Below are 21,458 nucleotides of genomic sequence, written 5' to 3' on the forward strand. Positions count from 1 at the left end.
TCAACCGTTTTGTGCAGCCTTGGCGTTCTGCAGTTGCCGGGCTTTTTCGGTGAGCAACGCTTTTTCTTCGGGGCTCATATTGTCCAGACGCAACCGCGCCTGGGCGATTTTCTCCAACTGACCCGGACTGCTTTCCCGGGAGCGCAACGCCGCCGCCAGCCCCGCCACGGTCGGATGGTCAAACACCACGCCCGGCTGGATTTCGCACTGCAACAACTTGCGAATGCCGGCCACCAGTTTGATCACCAGCAAGGAATGGCCCCCAGCGGCGAAAAAGTCCCGGTCGATGCCCAGACGCTCAACCCCCAGCAACTGCGCCATGCGCGTCACCAGCAGTTGCTCAAGAGCATCGCGGGGCTGCATGCCTTCATCGTCAGCCGAGGTGGACGCGAGTTGTTGCAAGGCCTTGCGGTCAACCTTGCCGTTGGCCAGTCGCGGGAAGCTGTCGATCAACTGCAAGTGCTGCGGCAGCATCACACTGGGCAGACGCCGCGCCAGTTCGTCGCGAACGGCATCGAGCAACGTCGCCGAAGGCGCCTGATGCGGCACGATGAACGCGAGCATCCCGTCTTGCGCGGACGGCCCCGGCAACACCAGTGCTTGCGCGACCTGCGGCACACGCAGTAACTCGGTTTCGATCTCTGCCAGTTCGATACGGAACCCCCGCACCTTGATTTGCTGATCGCGCCGACCGTGCAACGTAATCGCCAGATCCGGGCGATAGCGGGCCAGGTCGCCGGTGCGGTACAGGCGCTCCTGCGGATTGAACGGGCTCTGGATGAACACTTGCGAATCGGCCTCGACATTCACGTAGCCGCGACACAACTGCGCGCCGCCGAGGTACAACTCGCCCAGCACACCGACCGGCGCCAGTTGCAGGTTATCGTCGAGTACAAACACCTGATTGTTGCCCAACACCCGGGACAGAACGCCGGCGTCAGGCACCGCCGCCTCCAGATCCAGCGGATGAACCAGCACGCCGACCGTGGCCTCGGTCGGGCCGTAGTGATTGAACACCCGGCAACCACTACGCAAACCGGCGATCCGTTGCACCAATGCCTGGGCAATCGGCTCGCCACCCAGCACCAGCGTGCGCGGCAGTTGCGCGCGTTCGCTGTCGAGCAGCGCGGCCAGGTGCGACGGAACGATCTTCAGGCAATCGATGGCTTGCCGTTGCAGGAAATCGGCAAACAAATTGCCGTCCTGCATTTGCTCATCGCTGGCCACATGCAGCGCGGCGCCGTTGAACAAGGCGCCGAACAGCGCCGTGTTGCCCAGGTCCGCCGCCACCGTGGAGGTGAAGCCGAACTGCTGGCATTGATCCAGCCCCAGGGCCTGGCTGACGTGAGCGGTGTAATTGAGCAATTGCCGGTGCTCGATGACCACACCTTTCGGCATACCGGTGGAGCCGGAGGTGAACAGCACGTACGCCGCCTGATCGCCCTGTGTGTCGAGGGTGATGGCCGACGTGCTCGCCGGGGTCGATTGCAGCACACGATCCACGGTCGCCAGAGGCAACGGATAATCGTGCCATTGCGCGATGTTCCCGGCGTCGACCAGCAGCAACGCAGCGCCGGCCTGTTCCAGCATCAAGGCTTGACGGGCTTGCGGCCATTGCGGGTCCAGCGGCAGGTACGCGGCGCCGATGCGCCACGCCGCGAGCATGGCGATCACCAGCTCCGCCGAGCGTGGCAAGGCCAGCGCGACGATAGCCCCCGGCGCCACCCCCTGGGCTTTTAATGCCTGGGCCAACACCTCGACCTTCGCCTGCAACTGCCCGTAACTCAGGCGTTGATCGCCGTCAGTCAGGGCGATGGCTTGCGGCGTGGTCCGGGCCCAGTCGGCAATGCGCTGCGGCAAGAACCGGCTATCGACCCGTGCTCGCACTGGCGGGTTGATCGCCAGCAAGCGCTGTTGTTCGGCGGCTCCCAACACGTTCAGTTGACCGAGTTCGGCGTGACGATTGGCGACGATGTTTTCGAGCAATACGCGCAACTGCTCCAGCAACCCTTCCATCGCCTGAACCGAGTAACGGGACGCGTTGTAATGCAGGTGGAACCCGTGGGCATTGCCCGCCTCGTCCGTTTCCAGTTCAAGCATTAATTCAAACAGCGCTTCGCGCCCTGCCGAACGCGGAGTCCATTGCAGATCAGCGGACGTCGCGGCTTGCATGGCCCGGCACACGGCAAAACCATACGCCGGGCGAGCCGCCGTCGGCGCCAGTTCAGGCGCCCAGTATTCCTGCCACGTACGGTGCTCATCCAGACGCGCCGCCAACGCCGCCACCCAGGTGCTGAACCCAGCATTCGCCGTCAGTGGCAGGTTCAGCGGCAGGGTTTTCTCGAACACGCCCACGGCATTGCTGAAGTATTGGTAATCTTCGCGACTGTCATGCCGCACACCGACCAGCACCTGTTGATGCCCGCTGAGCCGCCCCAGCAACAGCCACCAGGCCGCTTGCAGCACCACACTCGGCGATTGCGCCAACGCCCCGGCCACTTGCTGCAAACCGCTGCGCAGTGCCGGATCGAGCGTGAGCGCCAGCGATTCAGTGGCCGACGACAATCCAGGATTGCCGTTGCGATAGGCCAGCCACGGAGTACTCAAATCGGGATCGGCGCCTTGCAGGTGTTCCTGCCAGTAAGTGCGTGCGCCGGCCGCGTCTTCGTCGAGCACCACTTCACTGCGCCATTCCAGGTACTGGGTGAATTCACCGGTCTCTTCGTCGTCCGCCGCCGCTGGTTGCCCATAGGCCCGCACCAATTGCTGATACAGCAACCGCACGCCGCTTTGATCGAGGCTGTGCCGGGCCAGGCCCAAGACCAATTTCCATTGATCATCGGCCAGGCGATAGAGCACCGCTTGCGCGCCTTCGGACTCACCGACGACAAAAGCACGTTCCGCCCATTCGCTGAGCTGAGCCTGAATACCGGCCGGGGTATCGACCCGCGCCTGCACGCTCAGCGGGAAGCGCTCCGCCCCCCCGACGAACTGCCGGACACCATGGAAACCCGGCGCCTTGCCCAGCCGCGCAACCAGCATCGGCTGTTGCGCCAGCAAGCGATCCAGCGCGCTTTGCATTCGCTGCGGATCGAGGGCACCGCTGATCTCGACCTCCAGGAAATGCAGCGCATCACCACAGGCCGGGGCCTTGGGCAACTGCTCCAGCAACCGTTGCTGTTCAGGCGTCAAGGCGTAACCCAGGTCCTGCTGGTCCATCGATACCTCGTTCATGCTCCGGTTTCCTCGGTGTTCATTACGCGTTCAAGGGCGCTGCGGTCGAACATGTCGCCCATGGCCACGACAATCTTGCGCGGGCCTTCGAACGGATCACGGGCGTGGGCCACCAGCATGTTGTCGAGCAGGATGGCGTCGCCTTTTTGCCAGTCGAAACGCACCGCGCATTCTTCGTACAAGTCACCGATGCGTTGCATCACTTCGTCTTCGATCGGCGTACCGTCGCCGTAGAACACATGGCGCGGCAAGCGGTCCAGGCCGAACATCGACAACAGGTCTTCCCGCACGTCCGGTTCCAGCCAATAGATGTGATGCAATTGCACCTGGTTGAAGAACGATTTGGCGCCGGTCACCGGGTGACGAATGATGGCCGGGCCTGGGGTGCGAGTTTGCAATTCGTTGTTGTCGAGCCAGCGCCATTCGATGCCGCCGGCCCGGCAGCGGGCCTCGACTTCGGCACGATCTTCAGTCTTGAAGAAATGCTGCCAGGACACGTCGAGGTTGTCGGTGAAGGTGCGCACGTAAAGCAGGCCTTTTTCCTCGAACTTGTCCCGCAGGTCCGCCGGCAGTTTTTCGTACATCAACCGGCAATCCACCACCGGAGTCGCACCGCCAATGGGCGCGGCTTGCTCGCAATAGAACATCTGCTTGCGCGGCCAGCGGTCCTGATGGGAGCTCTCGTTGTGGAACAGGATCATCTTGCGTTCCGGGTACGGCGTGGAGCGGTAGGTGTTCTTGCCGCCCTCTTTCTTCGGCAGATCGCCGTACTGGCCGTAAAGCCCTGGCTGGATCGCTTCGGCAAACGCCTCGAAGCCCTGAATGCCATCCAGTTCGAAACCACGGAACAGAATCCCGGCATGCCTGGCGAGTTTTTCTTCGATCAGCGGCCGGTTGTTGTTGATCCACTCGATCAAGTCCAGATGCGGCTCGTTCGGTTCCAGCAGCAACGGGAACGGCTGTGGCGCGGCGATCAGCGATTCGCGGATTGGCGCCGGTCGGGCCTTGGCCGCCGGGGCGGCGCCGCGCTTGAGGAACTTACCGAGTTTGTCGGCCTTGGGTCCGGGGACGGCAGGCTTGGTGGCCACCGCTAAATTGTCGACTGGCATGCTGATAGCTCCCAATTGAATGTCCTGATCAGCGACGATCTGTTCCAACAGGGCTATCCAGGCCTTCACCAGCTGCTGGATGCGCTCGTGTCCGAACAAGGTTGTGGCGAATTGCCAATTACCCAGCAATTGCCCTGCTTCATCGTCAACGAACAACGCCATGTCGAATTTAGAATGGGTCTCCAGCGCCGGCAGCGATTCCACGCTCAAACCGCCCAGGGCCTGGGTGCGTCCCGGCAGGTTGTTCATCACGAACAACACTTGCACCAGCGGGTTCATGCCCTTGTGCCGCGGCACGTCCGAGGCGTCGACGATCATGTCGAACGGCAGGTCCTGATGCTCCAGGGCACTGAGCAGGGATTCCTGGGTCTGGCCCAGGAATCGGGCGAACGGCGTGGTGGCGTCGAACTGCGAACGCAACGGCAAGACGTTGACGAAGAAACCGATCAACCGTTCAAGCTCCGGCTGTTCACGCCCGGCCACGTCGGCACCGACCAACACATCCGCAACGCCGCTGACCTGGTGCAACAACACCTGGAACGAGGCCAGCAGCGTGCTGTACAGCGTGACGCCCGCGTCCATCGACAACTGGCGCAAGGCCTTGCTGAGTGGCGTGGTGAGCTGGAACTGCACCGAGTCACCCGCATAGGACGGCGTCAAACCACGGGGGTTGTCCGATGGCAACTTCAGTTGCCCGTCATAGCCCGCGAGCCGCGCTTTCCAGTACTCGGCCTGACGCGCCAGCACGCCTTGCTGCTCCAGTTCCTGCTGCCACAGCGCGAAGTCGGAATACTGCACCTCCAGCGCCGGCAATGGGGTCAGGTCACCGGCCTTGGTGCGGTGGTAAATCTGCACCAGTTCGTTGACCAGCAAGCCCATCGACCAACCATCGGAAATGATGTGGTGCATCGCATAAAGCATCACATGCTCGGTCGGCCCCAGGTGCAGGATCCGCCCACGCAACAGTGGCGCGTGTTCCATATCAATCGGCGTGCGCGCGTTTTCCAGTGCCGCTTGTGCCACCCATTCTTCCTGGGCACTGCGGGACAGAGCGGACAAATCGATCACCGGGAAATCCAGTTCAACCTGCTCGGCGATCACGGCAATCGGGTCACCTTCATCGTCCTGGGTATACGCGGTGCGCAGCACTTCATGGCGGCGCACCACCTCGGCGAAACTGCTGATCAGCCGTTCCACCGACAACTCACCGCGCAAACGCAAGGCCATCGGCATGCCATAGGCCGCGGTGCCGCCGGACAATTGCTCGGCGATCCACAAGCGACGCTGCACCAGCGACAACGGTGCGCTGTGCCGGGCGCCATGGGCCTTGAGCACCACACCGTGGCCGTTCGGCTCAGGTGTGCCCTGCTGCTGCGCGATCCACGCCGCCAGGTCCTTGAGTCGCGGATGGCTGAACAGGTCGCGCAGGCTCAACGTACAGGCCGTGAGTTTGCGCAGGCGCGAGACCGCTTGCGTCGCGAGCAGGGAATGCCCGCCCAGTTCGAAAAAGTGATCGTCGCGGCCGACCTGATCCAGTTCCAGCACGTCCTGCCAGACCGTAGCGATCTGCTGTTCCAGTGCATCTTCAGGCGCGACAAAGTCCGACGCCAGCAGACTGGCATCGACGCCCGGCAAGGCCTTGCGATCGATCTTGCCATTCGGGCTCAGGGGCAGGCTTTCGAGGAACAGCACATGGGCCGGAACCATGTAATCCGGCAGGCTGGCCTTCAGGCGTGCCTTGATGTCATTGCGCAACGCCGCCAGCGTGGATGAATCGGCGCTGGCTTGCGCCGGATCGTCGAACACCACGTACGCCACCAATTGCTGACCGATGGCGCCCGGTTGCGCCACCACCAGTGCCTGACGCACCGCAGGAACCCGCAGCAGATGGGTTTCTATTTCACCGAGCTCGATGCGCAAACCACGAATCTTCACTTGATGATCGACCCGCCCGACGTACTCAATCACGCCGTCGGCGCGATAACGCGCGAGGTCGCCGGTGCGGTACACGCGGCCACCGCCCAGTGGATCGAACGGGTCGGGAATGAAGCGTTCGGCGGTCAATTCCGGGCGCTGGAAGTAGCCCCGTGCGAGCAGCTCACCGCCAATCACCAGTTCACCGACCACACCGACCGGCGCCGGTTGGCCCTGGGTGTCGAGTACATGAATCGCCCGGCCGCCCAACGCCCGGCCAATCGGCATGGTCACCGGCAACGGGTTGCGGCCGGACACGTAGTCGCTGCAATCGAGCAGCGTGGCGCTGACCGTGGCTTCGGTCGGGCCGTAGGTGTTCAGCAGGCGCACATGGCCCAGCCCGGCCCGGCCCCAGGCGGCAACACCTTCCGGCGGCATGGCTTCGCCACCGACGATCACCTGGCGCAACGCGCCATAGTCACGATGCCCCGCCGCCGCGAGGTCCTTGGCCAACATATTCCAGTAGGCAGTGGTCAGGTCGCTGACGCTGAACTGCTTGTCGCGCAGTTCGCGATACCAGGTCTCGCTGTCCCAGATGTCCGGCCCGCGCAGCACCACCGAGGCACCGCAAATCAGCGCCGGGTAAAGCTGCTCGACAAAGGCATCGAAGTTGAACGTGGCAAATTGCAGCGAGCGGTCCTGCGGCGTGAGGCCGAGGAAATCCAGGGCCACCCGGGCATGACGGGTCAGCGCCGATTGAGTGATGCCGACCCCTTTCGGGCGCCCGGTGGAGCCCGAGGTGAACATCACATACGCCAGGTTTTGCGGGCCACTGCGCTGCGGCAGATTGTCGGTCTGGGTCGGGTAATCCAGTTGATCCAGGCTCAGGACGGTCACGCCCGCAGCTTCTGGCAACGTCGCCGCGAGGTGGCTTTGGGTCAACAGCACACGCAGACCGCTGTCCTCGATCATCGCGCCCAGTCGCTCGGCCGGGTACTCCGGGTCCAACGGCACGTAGGCGCCACCGGCCTTGAGCACCGCCAGCAGGCTGATGATCATCTGCGTCGAACGCTCGACCGCAATGCCCACCAGCACTTCGGGGCCGACGCCGTGTTGCAGCAGCACGCGGGCCAATTGGTTGGCCTGGGCATTGAGCTGGGCATAGCTCAGGCGTTGCTCGTCGAAAATCAGCGCCAGCGCTTGCGGTGTGCGCTCGGCTTGCCGTTCAAACAAACGCTGCACGCACACCTCATCGACCGGCAGCGCCAGCGGCTCGCGCACAGCGGTCGAGACCAGGGCCAGATCGCCCACGGCACTGGCGGCAGGTGCCTCGACCATCCGCAACAGCAGGTGCGCGAGATGCCCGGCCAGTTGTTCAATCGCGGCGTCATCGAACTGCTGACGATCGAAACTCAGTTGAAACGACAACTCGGCGCCGAGGTTGACCGACAGGGTCAACGGGTAATTGGTTTGCTCGAAGTTACCCACTTCGCCGAAGCGCAGATCTTGCGGTGCGCCCTGTTGCAGGGCTTCGGAGATCGGGTAGTTCTCGAACACCAGAATGTTGTCGAACAGGGCTTCGCCGCCCTGCCCGGCCCAACGCTGGATGTCGAACAACGCGGTGTGTTCTTGCTCACGCAAGGCCAGGTTCTGCGCCTGCACCTGTTGCAGCCACTGCGCCAGCGGCTGTTCGGCCCGTGGGCTGGCGACCACCGGCAAGGTGTTGATGAACAGACCGATCTGCTGTTCGACCCCGGTCAGTTGCGCCGGACGTCCGGACACCGTGGCGCCGAAGCTGACCGTGTCCAGCCCGGTATAGCGTTGCAACAGCAACAGCCAGGCTGCTTGCACCAGGGTGTTGAGGGTGACTTTCTGTTCCCGTGCAAACGTATTGAGCCCGGCGGTCTGCGCCTGGTCCAACGTCAGATAGTGCTCGCCTTGAGCGGTGTTGGCCGCATCGCTGCCGGTCCACACCAGCGCCTTGGCCAACCGGGTCGGCTCATCGAACGCGGCCAACTGGCCCTTCCAGAAACCTTCGGTGACCTGCGCGTCCCGTTGCGTCAGCCATTCGATGTAGTCGCGATAACGCCCCGCCGTGTTCGCCGGCACCTGGCCGCTGTAGCGTTGCAGCACTTCCCCGAGCAGCTGCGAATTGCTCCAGCCGTCCATCAAGATGTGATGACTGGTGTAGATCAGGTGAAAACGCGCGGCGTCGAGACGCACCACCGTCAGGTTCAGCAACGGTGCGGCGGCAAGGTCAAACCCCTGCTGGCGCTGCGCGGCCGCCAGTTCGCTGAGCGCCAGGGCCACATCGCTCTGGTCGCGCCAGTCATGGAAGGTGAACGGCACGGCCAGTTGCTTGTGAATCACCTGCAACGGACGCTTGAACTCACCGTCCCAGACAAAACTGCTGCGCAGCACATCATGCGCATCCATTGCCGCTTGCCAGGCCTCGCGGAAACGCTCGACCTGCAACCCTTCGACGTCCACGCACAACTGATTGATGTAATCGCCGGCCTGCTGCTCGTAGAGGGTGTGGAACAGCATGCCTTGCTGCATCGGTGACAGCGGGTAAATGTCTTCGACCTGGCGTGGCGTCACGGGCAACCCATCGAGCTGGCGTTGCGTCAACCCGGCTAGCGGGAAGTCCGACGGCGTCAGCCCCTGATGCTGAGCCTCACAGCAGTGCTCGATTAACAGACCCAGTTCCTGCGCATAAGCCTGCGCCAGTCGGGCGATGGTCGACTGATCGAACATCTGCCCGCTGAACGTCCAGCCAATACTCAATTCGCCGCCATACACCCGGCCATTGAGGGTCAGCCAGTTGTCCAGCGGTGCCAGCGGACTTTGCTCCGCGCCCGCCGATTCGCTGGCCGGGGTGAACAGTGCGCCCGCCTCGTCGCCGAACCCGGCATCGAACTGGCCGAGGTAGTTGAAGGTAATGCGCGGCACGGGAAAGGCTTGCAGCATTTGCCGGGTACTGTCGTTGCCCAGGTAGCGCAGCGCGCCAAAGCCCAGGCCTTTATCGGGGATCGCCCGCAGTTGCTCCTTGATCGTCTTGATCGAGTCCTGCGGCGTGCTCGCCGGGGTCAGCCGAACCGGGAACAGACTGGTGAACCAACCCACGCTGCGGCTCAAATCGAGTTCGTCGAACAGCGCCTCGCGACCGTGGCCTTCGAGCTGGATCAGGGTCGAGGATTCACCCGTCCAGTCCGCAATCACCCGCGCCAGCGCCGTCAGCAACAGGTCGTTGACCTGCGTGCGATAGGCCGCCGGTGCCTCCTGCAACAGCTGGCGGGTCTGCTGTTTGTCCAGACGGGTCTGCACATGCAAGGCGTGGCGATTGTGCAACTCGCCCTGGGGTCGATCGCAGGGCAAGTCATTGCGTGCATCCTGCAACTGTTCTTGCCAGAACCTCAGCTGAGCCTGCATCGCCGGGCTGTCGGCATGTTGTTGCAAGCGTCGCGCCCAGGCCTGGGTGGCGCTGGTCTTGGCCGGCAATGTGAGCGCTTGACCGGCCTGCAATTGCTCGCAGGCCTGTTGCAGGTCTTCGAGCAGAATCCGCCAGGACACGCCGTCGACCACCAGGTGATGGGTCACCAGCAACAGGCGCTGGCTGCCATCGGCCATGTTCGCCAGCACCGCGCGCAGCAGATTACCGCTCGCCAGTTCGAGGCTGCACTGTGCCTGTTCGCCCAACTGTTCGAGTGCCGCCGCATCAGCAACGTCGGCGGTCCACAGCAGCGGCGACTGTTGCCAGAGCGCCTGTTGCTCGGCCAGGGAGCGATGCTGCGCGGTCCATTTATTACCCTGACGGGTGAAGGCCAGACGCAACGCGTCGTGATGGCTGACCAGCGCCTGCAACGCCCGCTCCAGGTGTTCGGCGTGCAGCGGTTTGGCTGGCTTGAGCAGCACCGACTGGTTCCAGTGGTGCGGCTCGGCCATCTCGCGCTCAAAGAACAACTGCTGGAATGGCAGCAGCGGCGTGTCGCCAGTGACCGGGCCCTGGTCGATGCGCAAGTCGCTGTCGCCGACCTTCGCCACCGCCGCGAGGCTTTGCACGTTCTGGTGCAGGAACAGGTCTTTGGGGCTGAAATGAATCCCCGCCTGACGCGCCCGGCTGACCACCTGGATCGAGATGATCGAATCGCCGCCCAACTCAAAGAAGTTGTCGCTGATGCCTACTTGCGGCCGCCCCAGCACGCTTTGCCAGATCTCCACCAATGCTTGTTCGATGGCGCTGGTCGGGCCGGTGTAAGCCTTGCTGCTGGCTGTGGTGTCGGCCTTGGGCAACGCCTTGCGTTCCAGTTTGCCGTTGGGGCTGACCGGCATTTTTTCCAGCCACAGCCAATGCTGCGGGACCATGTAGTCCGGCAATGTCTGGCTCAGGTGTTCCTTGAGGCGGCGCTGCAAGGCGTTGCGAGTTTCGTCGTCAGCGTGCAGCAATGCGTCGCGGGCCGGCACCACATACGCCACCAACAGCGTGCCGTCCTGGGCGATCACCACGGTTTCACGGACTTCGGCGTGTTCAGCCAGGCGCGCTTCGATCTCGCCCAACTCGATGCGCAGGCCACGGATTTTCACCTGATGGTCCATGCGCCCGGCGTATTCGATCACCCCGTCGGCGCGATAACGCGCCAGGTCGCCGGTGCGGTACAGACGCTGGCCGTCACCGAACGGGCTGGTCGCGAAGCGCTCCGCCGTGAGCGAAGGTCGATGGTGATAACCCCGGGCCAGGCCTTCGCCGCCCAAATACAATTCTCCAACCACGCCCACCGGCACCGGCGACAACTCATGATCGAGAATGTAAGTGCCCAGGTTGGCGATCGGCTGGCCGATCGGCACGCTGTCGCGCCCTTCCTCGATGCACGTCCAGTGCGTGACGTCGATGGCCGCTTCGGTCGGGCCGTAGAGGTTATACAAACCAGCATTCGGCAGCTTGGCAAACACTTGCTGCTGCGCGTCCACTGGCAGGGCTTCGCCACTGCAGACGATCCGGGTCAAGCTGGCGCATTGGTGCACCGCAGGGTCTTGCAGGAACGCCTGCAACATCGACGGTACGAAGTGCAGTGTGGTGATGCGTTGCGCGGTGATCAACTCGATCAACTGCGCCGGATCACGATGAATACCCGGCGCGGCCACCACCAGGGTCGAACCGGTTAGCAGCGGCCAGAAGAACTCCCAGACCGACACGTCGAAACTGAACGGCGTTTTTTGCAACACGCTGTCCGTGGCGTCGAGCCGATAGGCCTGTTGCATCCAGCACAGGCGATTGACCAGTGCCGAATGACGGTTGCCCGCGCCTTTCGGTTTACCGGTGGAGCCCGAGGTGTAGATCACATAGGCAAGGTTTTCCCCGTCGAGGTCAATGCCAGGGTTGGCATCGCTGCGGCCTTCCAGCCAGTCGCCGTCCTGATCCAGCACCAGGCTGCGAATGCCGGCCGGAATCGGCAATTGCTCAAGCAAATGGCTCTGGGTCAGCAGCAACCGGATGCCGCTGTCTTCAAACATATAGGCCAGGCGTTCCTGCGGGTATTCCGGGTCCAACGGCAAATAAGCACCGCCGGCCTTGAGAATCGCCAACAGGCCCACGACCATTTCCACCGACCGCTCGACCGCGATGCCCACCAGCACATCCGGGCCGACACCCTGCTCGATCAGCACGTGAGCCAATTGGTTGGCGCGGCCATTGAGCTCGGCGTAGCTCAAGCGTTGCTCGGCAAACACCAGCGCACACGCCTGCGGGGTTTTACCGACCTGTTCTTCGATCAGCGCCTGCACGCTGCGATGCAACGGGTAGTCGACAGCGGTGGCGTTCCAGTCGACGACCGTCATTTGCCGCTCGCGGTCATCGAGCAACGCCAATTGCCCGACCGGACGGTGGATGTCCTCGACCAGGCCCTGCAACAGATTCAGCCAGTGCCGGCCCATGCGTTCGATGGTCGACGGCTCGAACAAATCAGTGGCGTAGGTCAGCGACGCGTGCAGGCCTTGCGGGTTATCACTGGTGTCCAGGGTCAGGTCGAACTGCGCGGTGCGGTGTTCCCAACTGAGGTTTGCCAGCTCGATGCCCGGCAACGATTCGGCCAGCGTTGAGGCCGCTTCACTGCGATGGTTGAACATCGCCTGGAACAGCGGGCTGTGGCTCAGGTTGCGTTGCGGTTGCAAGGCATCGACCAGTTGCTCGAACGGCAGGTCCTGATGCATCTGCGCCGCCATGGCCGTCTGCTTCACCTGTTGCAGCAGTTGAGCGCCCGTCAGTTGGCCATCGAACTCCGCGCGCAGCACCTGGGTGTTGACGAAGAAACCGATCAGACGCTCGGTTTCCAGCCGATTACGGTTGGCAATCGGCACGCCGACGCGGATTTCGGCCTGGCCGCTGTAGCGATGCAGCAAGGTCTGGAACGAGCCGAGCAACAGCATGAACAGCGTGACGTTTTCGCGCCGGGCCAAGGCCTTCAGGGCATTGCTCAGGGATTCGTCGAGGGTGATCGGCAGACGCGCGCCACGGAAACTTTGCTGCGCCAGGCGCGGATGATCCAGTGGCAGCTCCAGCAGCGGCTGTTCGCTGCCCAGTTTCTCGCGCCAGTAGGCCAACTGCCGATCCCGTTCGCCGGCGGCCATCCACTGACGCTGCCACACCGCGTAGTCGGCGTACTGCACCGGCAATGGCGGCAGTTCGGCCGGCCGGCCCTGGCTGATCGCCGCATACAGGGCCATCAAATCATCGATCATCACCTGCAACGACCAGGCGTCGGAGACGATGTGGTGCAGGGTCAGAATCAGCACGTGATCCTGCTCGCCCACCTGCAGCAGAACGAAACGCACCAACGAGCCGTTGAGTACATCGAACGGGCGTTGCGTCTCCTGTTCGACAAAGGCCTTGATGCTCGCTTCATCGCTGGCAGCCAGGCGTTGTTCGACAAAGCTCACGCGACCTTGCGGGCGAATCACCTGCCAGGTGCGGCCATCTTCCTCGACGAACGCCGTGCGCAGGCTTTCGTGACGCTCCACCAGCGCTTCGAAGCTGCGTTGCAGGGCGTTTTTGTCCAGCTCGCCGCGCATCCGCAGCGCGGTCGGGATGTTGTAGGCGGCGCTGTCGGGGTCCATTTTCCACAGGAACCATTGGCGCTCCTGGGCAAAGGACAGCGCCAGCGGTTGGCCACGGTCGACCCGGCTCATCGGCGGCGACTGCTCACCGGGCTCGACACCCAGTGCCCGGACGAAATCCTCCAGGGTGCTGTACTCGAACAGGCTGCGCAGCGGCACCTGGATGTCCAGCACCCGACGCACCCGTGACACCACTTGGGTCACCAGCAGGGAGTGCCCACCGAGCTCGAAGAAATTGTCGGTCAGACCCACGCGCTCCAGTTTCAGTACGTCCTGCCAGATGGCGGCGACTTGCTGTTGCCGTTCGCTCTGCGGCGCAACATAACGCGCCTGTAACTGGCTGGCATCCACCGCCGGCAACGCCTTGCGATTGAGTTTGCCGTTAGGTGTCAGCGGCAGGTTGGCGAGGAACAGCACATGCGCCGGGACCATGAATTCCGGCAGGCATGCCTTGAGCCGCGCCTTGAGTTCATCGCGCAGGCGCAGTTGATCGTCGGCGGCATCGAGGTCCAGTTGCGGCGCGACCACATAGGCCACCAGTTGCTGGCTGCCCAGGGCTTCCTGCGCCAGCACCGCCACTTCGCGGACCGCCGGCTGCTCCAGCAAACGCGCTTCGATTTCACCCAGTTCGATGCGGAAACCGCGAATCTTCACTTGATGATCGATGCGCCCCATGTATTCGAGCACGCCGTCGTGACGATGGCGCGCCAGGTCGCCGGTGCGGTACAGCCGCGCGCCGTTGCCGAACGGGTCGGGCAGGAAGCGCTCGGCGGTCATTGCCGCACGGTGGTGATACCCACGGGCCAGGCCGTCGCCGCCGATCAGCAGTTCGCCAATCGAACCCGCCGGGTTCGGCGCCAGATCGTCGCCCAAAATGTACAGCGAGGTGTTGGCAATCGGCTGGCCGAGGTACGGCTGGCGCTGCTCGCGGGTCAGCTGCCAGGCCGCCGACCAGATGGTGGTTTCGGTCGGGCCATAAAGGTTCCAGACCTGCCCCGCCAGGCCGAGCATGCGTTGGGCCAGGTCATCGGCCAGCGCTTCGCCACCGCAGAGGAATTTACAACCCTGGAGGGTGGGCGCCTGTTCGTGGTCGAGCAGCATGCGCCAGGTCGACGGCGTGGCTTGCACCACGGTGACTTGCTGCTGCCGGATCATCTCCAGCAGCGCTTGCGGATCCTGGGCGGTGTGCTTGTCCACCAGCACCACACGGGCACCGCTGAGCAGCGGGCCGTAGATTTCCAGGCCGAAAATATCGAACGAGAACGTGGTCAGCGACAGCATGCGATCCCGGGCCTCGATGCCCGGCGCCTTGACCATGCTCACCACGAAGTTCACCAGCGCCTGATGGCGCACCATCACCCCTTTGGGCTTGCCGGTGGAGCCGGAGGTGTAAATCGCATACGCCAGGTTTTCTCCGCTGAGCGCTACCTGCGGATCGGCCTCACTGTAACCACGAGCGTGCTCGCCTTGCGGGTCGAGCAACAGGGTCTGCACGCCGGCCGGAATCGGTAGTTGCCCGGTCAAATGCGCCTGGGTCAGCAGCAGTTGCAGACCGCTGTCCTCAATCATGTGCGCCAGACGGTCTTCAGGGTATTGCGGGTCCAGCGGCACGTAGGCACCGCCCGCCTTGAGAATCGCCAGCAGCCCGATCAGCATTTCCAGGCTACGGTCGATGGCGATACCGACCAACTGATCCGGGCCGACGCCCCGTTCGATCAGCCGATGGGCCAACTGATTGGCCTGGCGATTGAGTTGCGCATAGCTCAGCGATCGCCCGTCGAACACCAACGCCGTGGCCTCTGGCGTGCGCCGGGCCTGGGCTTCGATCAATTGATGGATGCAGCGGCCGGTCGGGTATTCGGCGGCGCTGCGGTTCCAGTCGACCAGCACCTGCTGTTGTTCGGTTTCGTCGAGCAGGGCCAGTTCGCCCACCCGCTGCTGCGGATCGGTAACGATGCTGCCCAGCAGGTTTTGCCAATGCCGTGCCAGGCGCTCGATGGTCGCGCCGTCAAACAGGTCGGTGGCATAGGTCAGCTGTGCACCGAGGCCCTCGGGGCCGTCGAAGGTTTCCAGGGTCAGGTCGAATTGCGCGGTGCGCGACGGCTGATGCAAGTGGCGGATCGTCAGCGCTGACTCGCCCGTGCCCTGGCGGCTTTGGCTGGCGCCGGTGCTCTGGTGGTTGTACATGACCTGGAACAGCGGGCTGTAGCTCAGGCTGCGTTCCGGCTGCAAGGCCTCGACCAATTGTTCGAAAGGCAGGTCCTGATGCGCCTGGGCGGCCATCGCGGTCTGTTTGACCTGGGCCAGCAGCGTGCTGAACGTGGCCTGAGCATCGAACTCGGTCTTGAGCACCTGGGTGTTGACGAAGAAGCCGATCAGCCGTTCGGTCTCGACCCGGTTGCGGTTAGCGGTGGGCACGCCGACGCGGATGTCGGCCTGGCCACTGTAGCGATGCAACAAGGTCTGGAACGACGCCAGCAACAACATGAACAGGGTGACGTTTTCGCTTTTGGCCAACGCCCTCAGGCGCTCGCCCAGTGCCGGCGGCAATGCCAGCTCATGACGGGCGCCACGCAGGCTCTGCACCGCCGGACGCGGGTAATCGGTGGGCAACTCCAGCACCGGATGTTCGCTGCCCAAGTGCGCCTGCCAATACTCCAGCTGCCGCTCGCGCTCCCCGGCTTCCATCCAGTGCCGTTGCCAGATGCCATAGTCGGCGTACTGGATCGACAGCGCCGGCAAAGCGAGTTCGTGGCCCTGGCGGTAAGCGCCATACAGTTGCAGCAATTCGTCGACCATGACCCGCATCGACGCGCCATCCGAGGCGATGTGGTGCTGGGTCAGGGTCAGCACGTGCTCCTGCGCACCAAGGCGCAGCAGGCTGACGCGCAGCAGCGGCCCGTTGATCAGGTCGAACGGCTGCCCGGTCTGTTTGGCGACGAACGCTTGAATCTGCGCCTCTGGCGACAGGGCATCAGGGCGTTCATCCAGTTCATGCACGGCGACGGTCAGGTTCATGTGCGGATGAATCACCTGCACCGCTTGCTCATCCTGCTGCCGGAACGTGGTGCGCAGGCTTTGATGACGGGCAATCAGCGCGTTGAAACCCCGTTCGAGCGCCGCGATGTCAAGCTCGCCCTGCAAGTGCATGGCACTGGGGATGTTGTAGGCGGCGCTGTCGGGGTCCATCTGCCAGAGAAACCACTGGCGTTCCTGGGCAAAGGACAGCGGCACCGGATCGAACTGCGACTGTGTTTCGGGAATCGGCAGGTTCGCCGGTGAAACGCCCTCCTCGAGCATCTTCTGCAGATAGACCCTGCGCTTGTCGAGCGGCAAAGTAATGAAGCGCCGGGCGATCTTCAAAGCGACATTGGTATCCATCAAGCTTCCTCCATTTCGTCAAGCAGGGCGTCCAGCTTGCTCAGTTTCAACGTATCGACCTGCTCACCTGCGGTTGCCAGACTGCTGACGAAATCCGTGAGTACGGGGTGTTGAAAAATCAGTTGTGGGGTCAGTTTCAGGCCCAGTTCCAGTTGCAGGCGTGAAACCACATTGACGGCGAGCAACGAGTGGCCGCCCAGTTCGAAAAAGTGATCCAGCAGGCCGACCCGCTCGACTTGCAGTACGTGCTGCCAGATCGCCGCAATCTGCTGCTCGCGCTCGCTCTGCGGGGCGACATAACGCCCCTGCAAATGACCGCCCTCCACCGTCGGCAACGCCTTGCGGTCGAGTTTGCCGTTGGGCGTCAGCGGCAATTGTTCGAGGAACAGCAGGTGCGCCGGGACCATGAACTCCGGCAAAGACTCCCTGAGCCGTGCCTTGAGTTCATCGCGCAGGGACTGCTGATCATCGAGCTCCAGTGGTGAAGCGACCACGTAGGCCACCAGTTGCTGATTGCCCAGGGCTTCCTGCGCCAGCACCGCCACTTCGCGAACCGCTGGCTGCTCCAGCAGGCGCGCTTCGACTTCCCCCAGTTCGATGCGGAAGCCGCGGATCTTCACTTGATGGTCGATTCGCCCTCGGTACTCGAGCACGCCATCGGCCTGATAGCGGGTCAGATCGCCGGTGCGGTACAGGCGCTCGCCGTTGCTGGCGAACGGGTTCGGCACGTACTTCTCGGCGGTCATGCCCGGCCGCCCCAGGTAACCCCGGGTGATGCCGGCACCGGCCAGGTACAACTCGGCCGATACGCCCTGCGGCACCGGGTGCAGATCGGCATCGAGCAAATAGCTGGCGGTATGTTTGAGCGGGCGACCAATGTTCGCCGTGCCACCCGCTTCGCGACGGGTCCAGGTGGAATAGGTGGTGTCTTCCGACGGGCCGTAGAGGTCGTAGACGTGCTCCACAGTCGGCTGCTGATACAGCGCGTCGACCAGCGATTGCTTCAGCGGCTCACCGGCGAGGTTGATGACGCGCACGCTCGGCGGAATCTGCCCGGCACTGTGCAGCGCATTGATCGCCGAGGGCACGCTGTTGATCAGGCGCACCTGATCGCGGGCCGGCAATTGCGGCAACTCCATGGCGTTGCGGGCGATGATCAGCGAACCGCCATTGGCCAGGGTCACAAATAGTTCCCACACCGACAGGTCGAAACATACCGAAGTCGAGGCCAGCACACCTTGAATATCATCGCGGCTGTACACCGATTGCGACCAGTCGATCAGCGCCAGCACGTTGCGATGGGCGATGGCCACGCCTTTAGGCTTGCCGGTGGAGCCGGAGGTGTAGATCACATACGCGAGGTTATCCGGCGTGACGCGAGTGACCGGGGCGCTGCGCGGATATTCCGCCAGTTGCGCCTCGATCCGCTCCATCAGCAACACTTGGGTGTGCGCCGTCACGTTCAATGTTGCCGCAACAGCCTGCTCGGTCAGCAGCACCCGGGCACGGCTGTCCTCGAGCATGTAGGCCACGCGATCGGCCGGGTAATCCGGGTCCAGCGGCACATAGGCGCCGCCGGCCTTGAGCACCGCCAGCAGCGCCACCAGCAGACTGTCGGAACGCTGCATCGCCACGCCGACCCGCACTTCCGGGCCCACGCCCAACTCGATCAGCTTGTGGGCGAGTTGGTTGGCGCGGCTGTCGAGTTCGGCGTAAGTCATTTGTTTGGTTGCGAAGGTTACCGCCAGCGCATCCGGTTGGGCGGCGACCTGGCGGTCGATCAACTGGTGAATGCACAGCTCCTGGGCGAAACCTTCATCGCTACGGTTCCAGTCCAGCAACACTTGTTGCTGCTCGGTTTCATCCAGCATTACCAGCTCGCCGAGACAGCGTTCACCGGCGTCGATCATCTGGCTCAACAGGTGCTGCAAATGAGCCGCCAATCGCGTCACTGTCGCCGACGCAAAACTGCCGCGTTGATAGCTGAAGTGCAGCGACAGTTGCGTGTCGAGGCTCACCAGCAGGGTCAGCGGATAGTTGGTTTGCTCCTGACTGGCCACCGGACCAAAACGCAGCCCTTGCGGGGCGCCCTGCTCCAGGGCCTGGGCAATCGGGTAGTTCTCGAACACCAGAATGTTGTCAAACAGCGCTTCACCGCCCTGCCCGGCCCAGCGCTGAATATCGAACAGCGCGGTGTGTTCGAACTCGCGCAAGGCCAGGTTTTGCGCCTGCACCGCTTGCAGCCAGCTCGTGAGCGATTGCTCGGCCCGTGGGCTGGCGATCACCGGCAAGGTGTTGATGAACAGCCCGATCTGCTGCTCGACACCCGGCAAGTCCGCCGGACGACCAGCGACCGTCGCGCCGAAGGCCACGGTGGTTTTGCCGGTGTAGCGTTGCAGCAACAGCAACCAGGCCGCCTGCACCAGCGTGTTGACGGTGACTTTCGCGGCCCGGGCGAACTCGCCCAGACGCAGAGTCAGATCGGCCTCCAGCACCTGGAAGTGATCACCGTAACCTTGGGTTTCGGTAGACGCTTGCGGCATTGCGACGGTCTGGGCCAGGCGCGTCGGCTCTTCCAGCGCCAGCAGCGCCGGGGTCCAGAACGCTTCGCTGGCAGCCGCGTCCTGGCGTTGCAGCCAGGCGATGTAATCGCGGTAACGTCCGTTGTGTGCGCCGTTGAACTGGCCGCTGTAACGCTGTAGCACTTCGCCAAGCAACTGCGAGTTGCTCCAGCCGTCCATCAGGATGTGATGGTTGGTGTAGATCAGGTGATGACGGTGGTCGTCGATACGCGCAATCACCAGCCGCAACAAGGTCGGCGCGCTCAAGTTGAGGGCTTGGCGTTCCGTGTCGGCAAGCGTCTGCAAAGCCTGATCGAGCTGCGGATGGGCGCGTAAATCGTGCAGGCTGTAAGGCATCTGCGCGTGCTTGCTGACCACCTGCACCGGGTTTTCCAGTTCGCCCTGCCAGACAAAGCGCGTGCGCAGAATGTCATGGGCCTCCACCGCCGCTTGCCAGGCCTGATGAAAGCGCTCGGGGTCGAGCCCTTCCACATCCAGGCGAATCTGGTTGATGTAATCGCCGGTGGTTTCCTGGTACACGGCATGGAACAACATGCCCTGTTGCATCGGCGACAGCGGATACAGGTCTTCGATCGATTGCGGTGCCAGCGGCAAGCCGTCCAGTTGGGCCTGGCTCAAGCGCGCCAGCGGGAAGTCCGACGGGGTGACGCCGTGCTGCCCGGCCCGGCAGCAATGGGCGATCAGCGCTTGCAGTTCCTGGGCGTAATCGTCGGCCAGCGCCTGAATGGTCGACTCATTGAACCGTTCGCGGCTGAAGGTCCAACCCAGGTTCAGTTCACCGCCATACACCTGACCATTGAGGGCCAACTGGTTGGCCAATGGCGCACGAGCATCCAGTTCATCACCGGCCGCGTCACTGCACGGTACGAACAAGGCGCCGTCGGCTTCGGTGAAGCTGCCGTCGAACTGGCCCAGGTAATTGAAGGTCAGGCACGGTACCGGCAATTGGCTGAGGATTTGACGTGCAGCGTCGTCACCCAGATGGGCCAGCGCGCCAAAACCGAGGCCCTTGTTCGGGATCGCGCGCAGCTGTTCCTTGATCTGTTTCAGCGAGCCACCGAGGTCAGCGACCGGCGTCAGTTTGGCCGGGTACAGGCTGGTGAACCAGCCGACGGTGCGGGTCAGGTCAACGCCGTCGAACAGCTCTTCACGGCCATGACCTTCGAGCTGGATCAACGCGCTGTCAGTCCCGGTCCAGCGCACCATCACGCGGGCCAGAGCGGTCAGCAGCAGGTCGTTGACCTGCGTGCGATACGCCGCCGGGGCGTCTTGCAGCAGTTGCCGGGTCATTTCCTTGTTCAGTTGCGTGCGCACCGTCAATGCATGCTTGTTCTGCTGCCCGCCCTCGGGATTGTCCACCGGCAACGCCACGTCGGTGCCGTGTAACTGCTGTTGCCACCAGGCCAGTTCGCTGCGCAATTCTGCACTGCGGGCGTAGGTTTGCAGGTGCTCGGCCCAGACCTTGGCCGCACTGGTTTTGCCCGGCAATTGCAGGGGCTCGCCGCTCAACAGCTGACGGTAAGCGGTTTGCAGATCGTCAAACAGAATCCGCCACGACACGCCGTCCACCACCAGATGGTGGATCGCCAGCAACAGGCGCTGAGTGCCGTCATCGAGGTTCGCCAGCACCGCGCGCAGCAGCGGCCCGTGTTGCAGGTCCAGGCTGCGTTGCGCTTGGTTGGCCAGCGCTTCCAGTGCCGCGGCGTCGGCGACATCGACCGCCCAGAGCAACGCCTCGGTGTGGCTGCCCGGCGCGCGGTACTGCGCCTGCCAGCCCTCGGCCTGTTCGACGAAACTCAAGCGCAAGCCATCGTGGTGCGCGACCAGTGCGCCCAACGCCTGCTCAAGTAGCGCAGCGTCGAGGGTTTGCGTCGTTTTGAGCATCACCGCCTGGTTCCAGTGCTGACGCTCGGGGATGGCCTGTTCGAAGAACGCCTGCTGCACCGGCAACAGCGGCAATTCGCCCGTTACCGGCCCTTGATCGATGACCTGAGCCTGTTCACCCAACCGCGCCACCGTGGCCAGTGCCTGGATGGTCTGGTGCTGGAACAGGTCTTTTGGCGTGAAGCGGATGCCGGCCTGACGGGCGCGGCTGACCACTTGAATCGAGATGATCGAATCGCCGCCC

The 21,458-nt window shown here is 63.4% G+C and carries 3 protein-coding genes (1 of these 3 cut by a window edge); all 3 read right to left on the reverse strand.

All coding sequences use genetic code 11. From position 1 onward, the window contains the following. Tightly spaced (each overlapping or abutting the next), the 3 genes in view from AC1D2Q_RS02525 to AC1D2Q_RS02535 form a layout consistent with a single transcriptional unit that may run on beyond the window. Complete coding sequence (locus AC1D2Q_RS02525; protein ID WP_477812144.1) at window positions 1–3,234, reverse strand: non-ribosomal peptide synthetase; 3,234 nt, start codon at window positions 3,232–3,234, stop codon at window positions 1–3. Continuing rightward, window positions 3,231–16,748: a non-ribosomal peptide synthase/polyketide synthase gene (locus AC1D2Q_RS02530; RefSeq protein WP_477812145.1), complete on the reverse strand. Its 13,518-nt coding sequence runs from the start codon at window positions 16,746–16,748 to the stop codon at window positions 3,231–3,233. The genes AC1D2Q_RS02525 and AC1D2Q_RS02530 overlap by 4 nt, the downstream gene beginning before the upstream one ends. Continuing rightward, window positions 16,748–21,458: the 3' portion of a non-ribosomal peptide synthetase gene (locus tag AC1D2Q_RS02535; RefSeq protein ID WP_477812146.1), read on the reverse strand. It continues 7,661 nt past the right edge of the window; 4,711 of the gene's 12,372 nt are visible here — the last part of the coding sequence; the start codon falls outside the window, past its right edge; the stop codon is at window positions 16,748–16,750. Before AC1D2Q_RS02535 ends, AC1D2Q_RS02530 begins: the two co-directional genes overlap by 1 nt.

The sequence above is a fragment of the Pseudomonas sp. P1_A1 genome, from assembly GCF_056406935.1.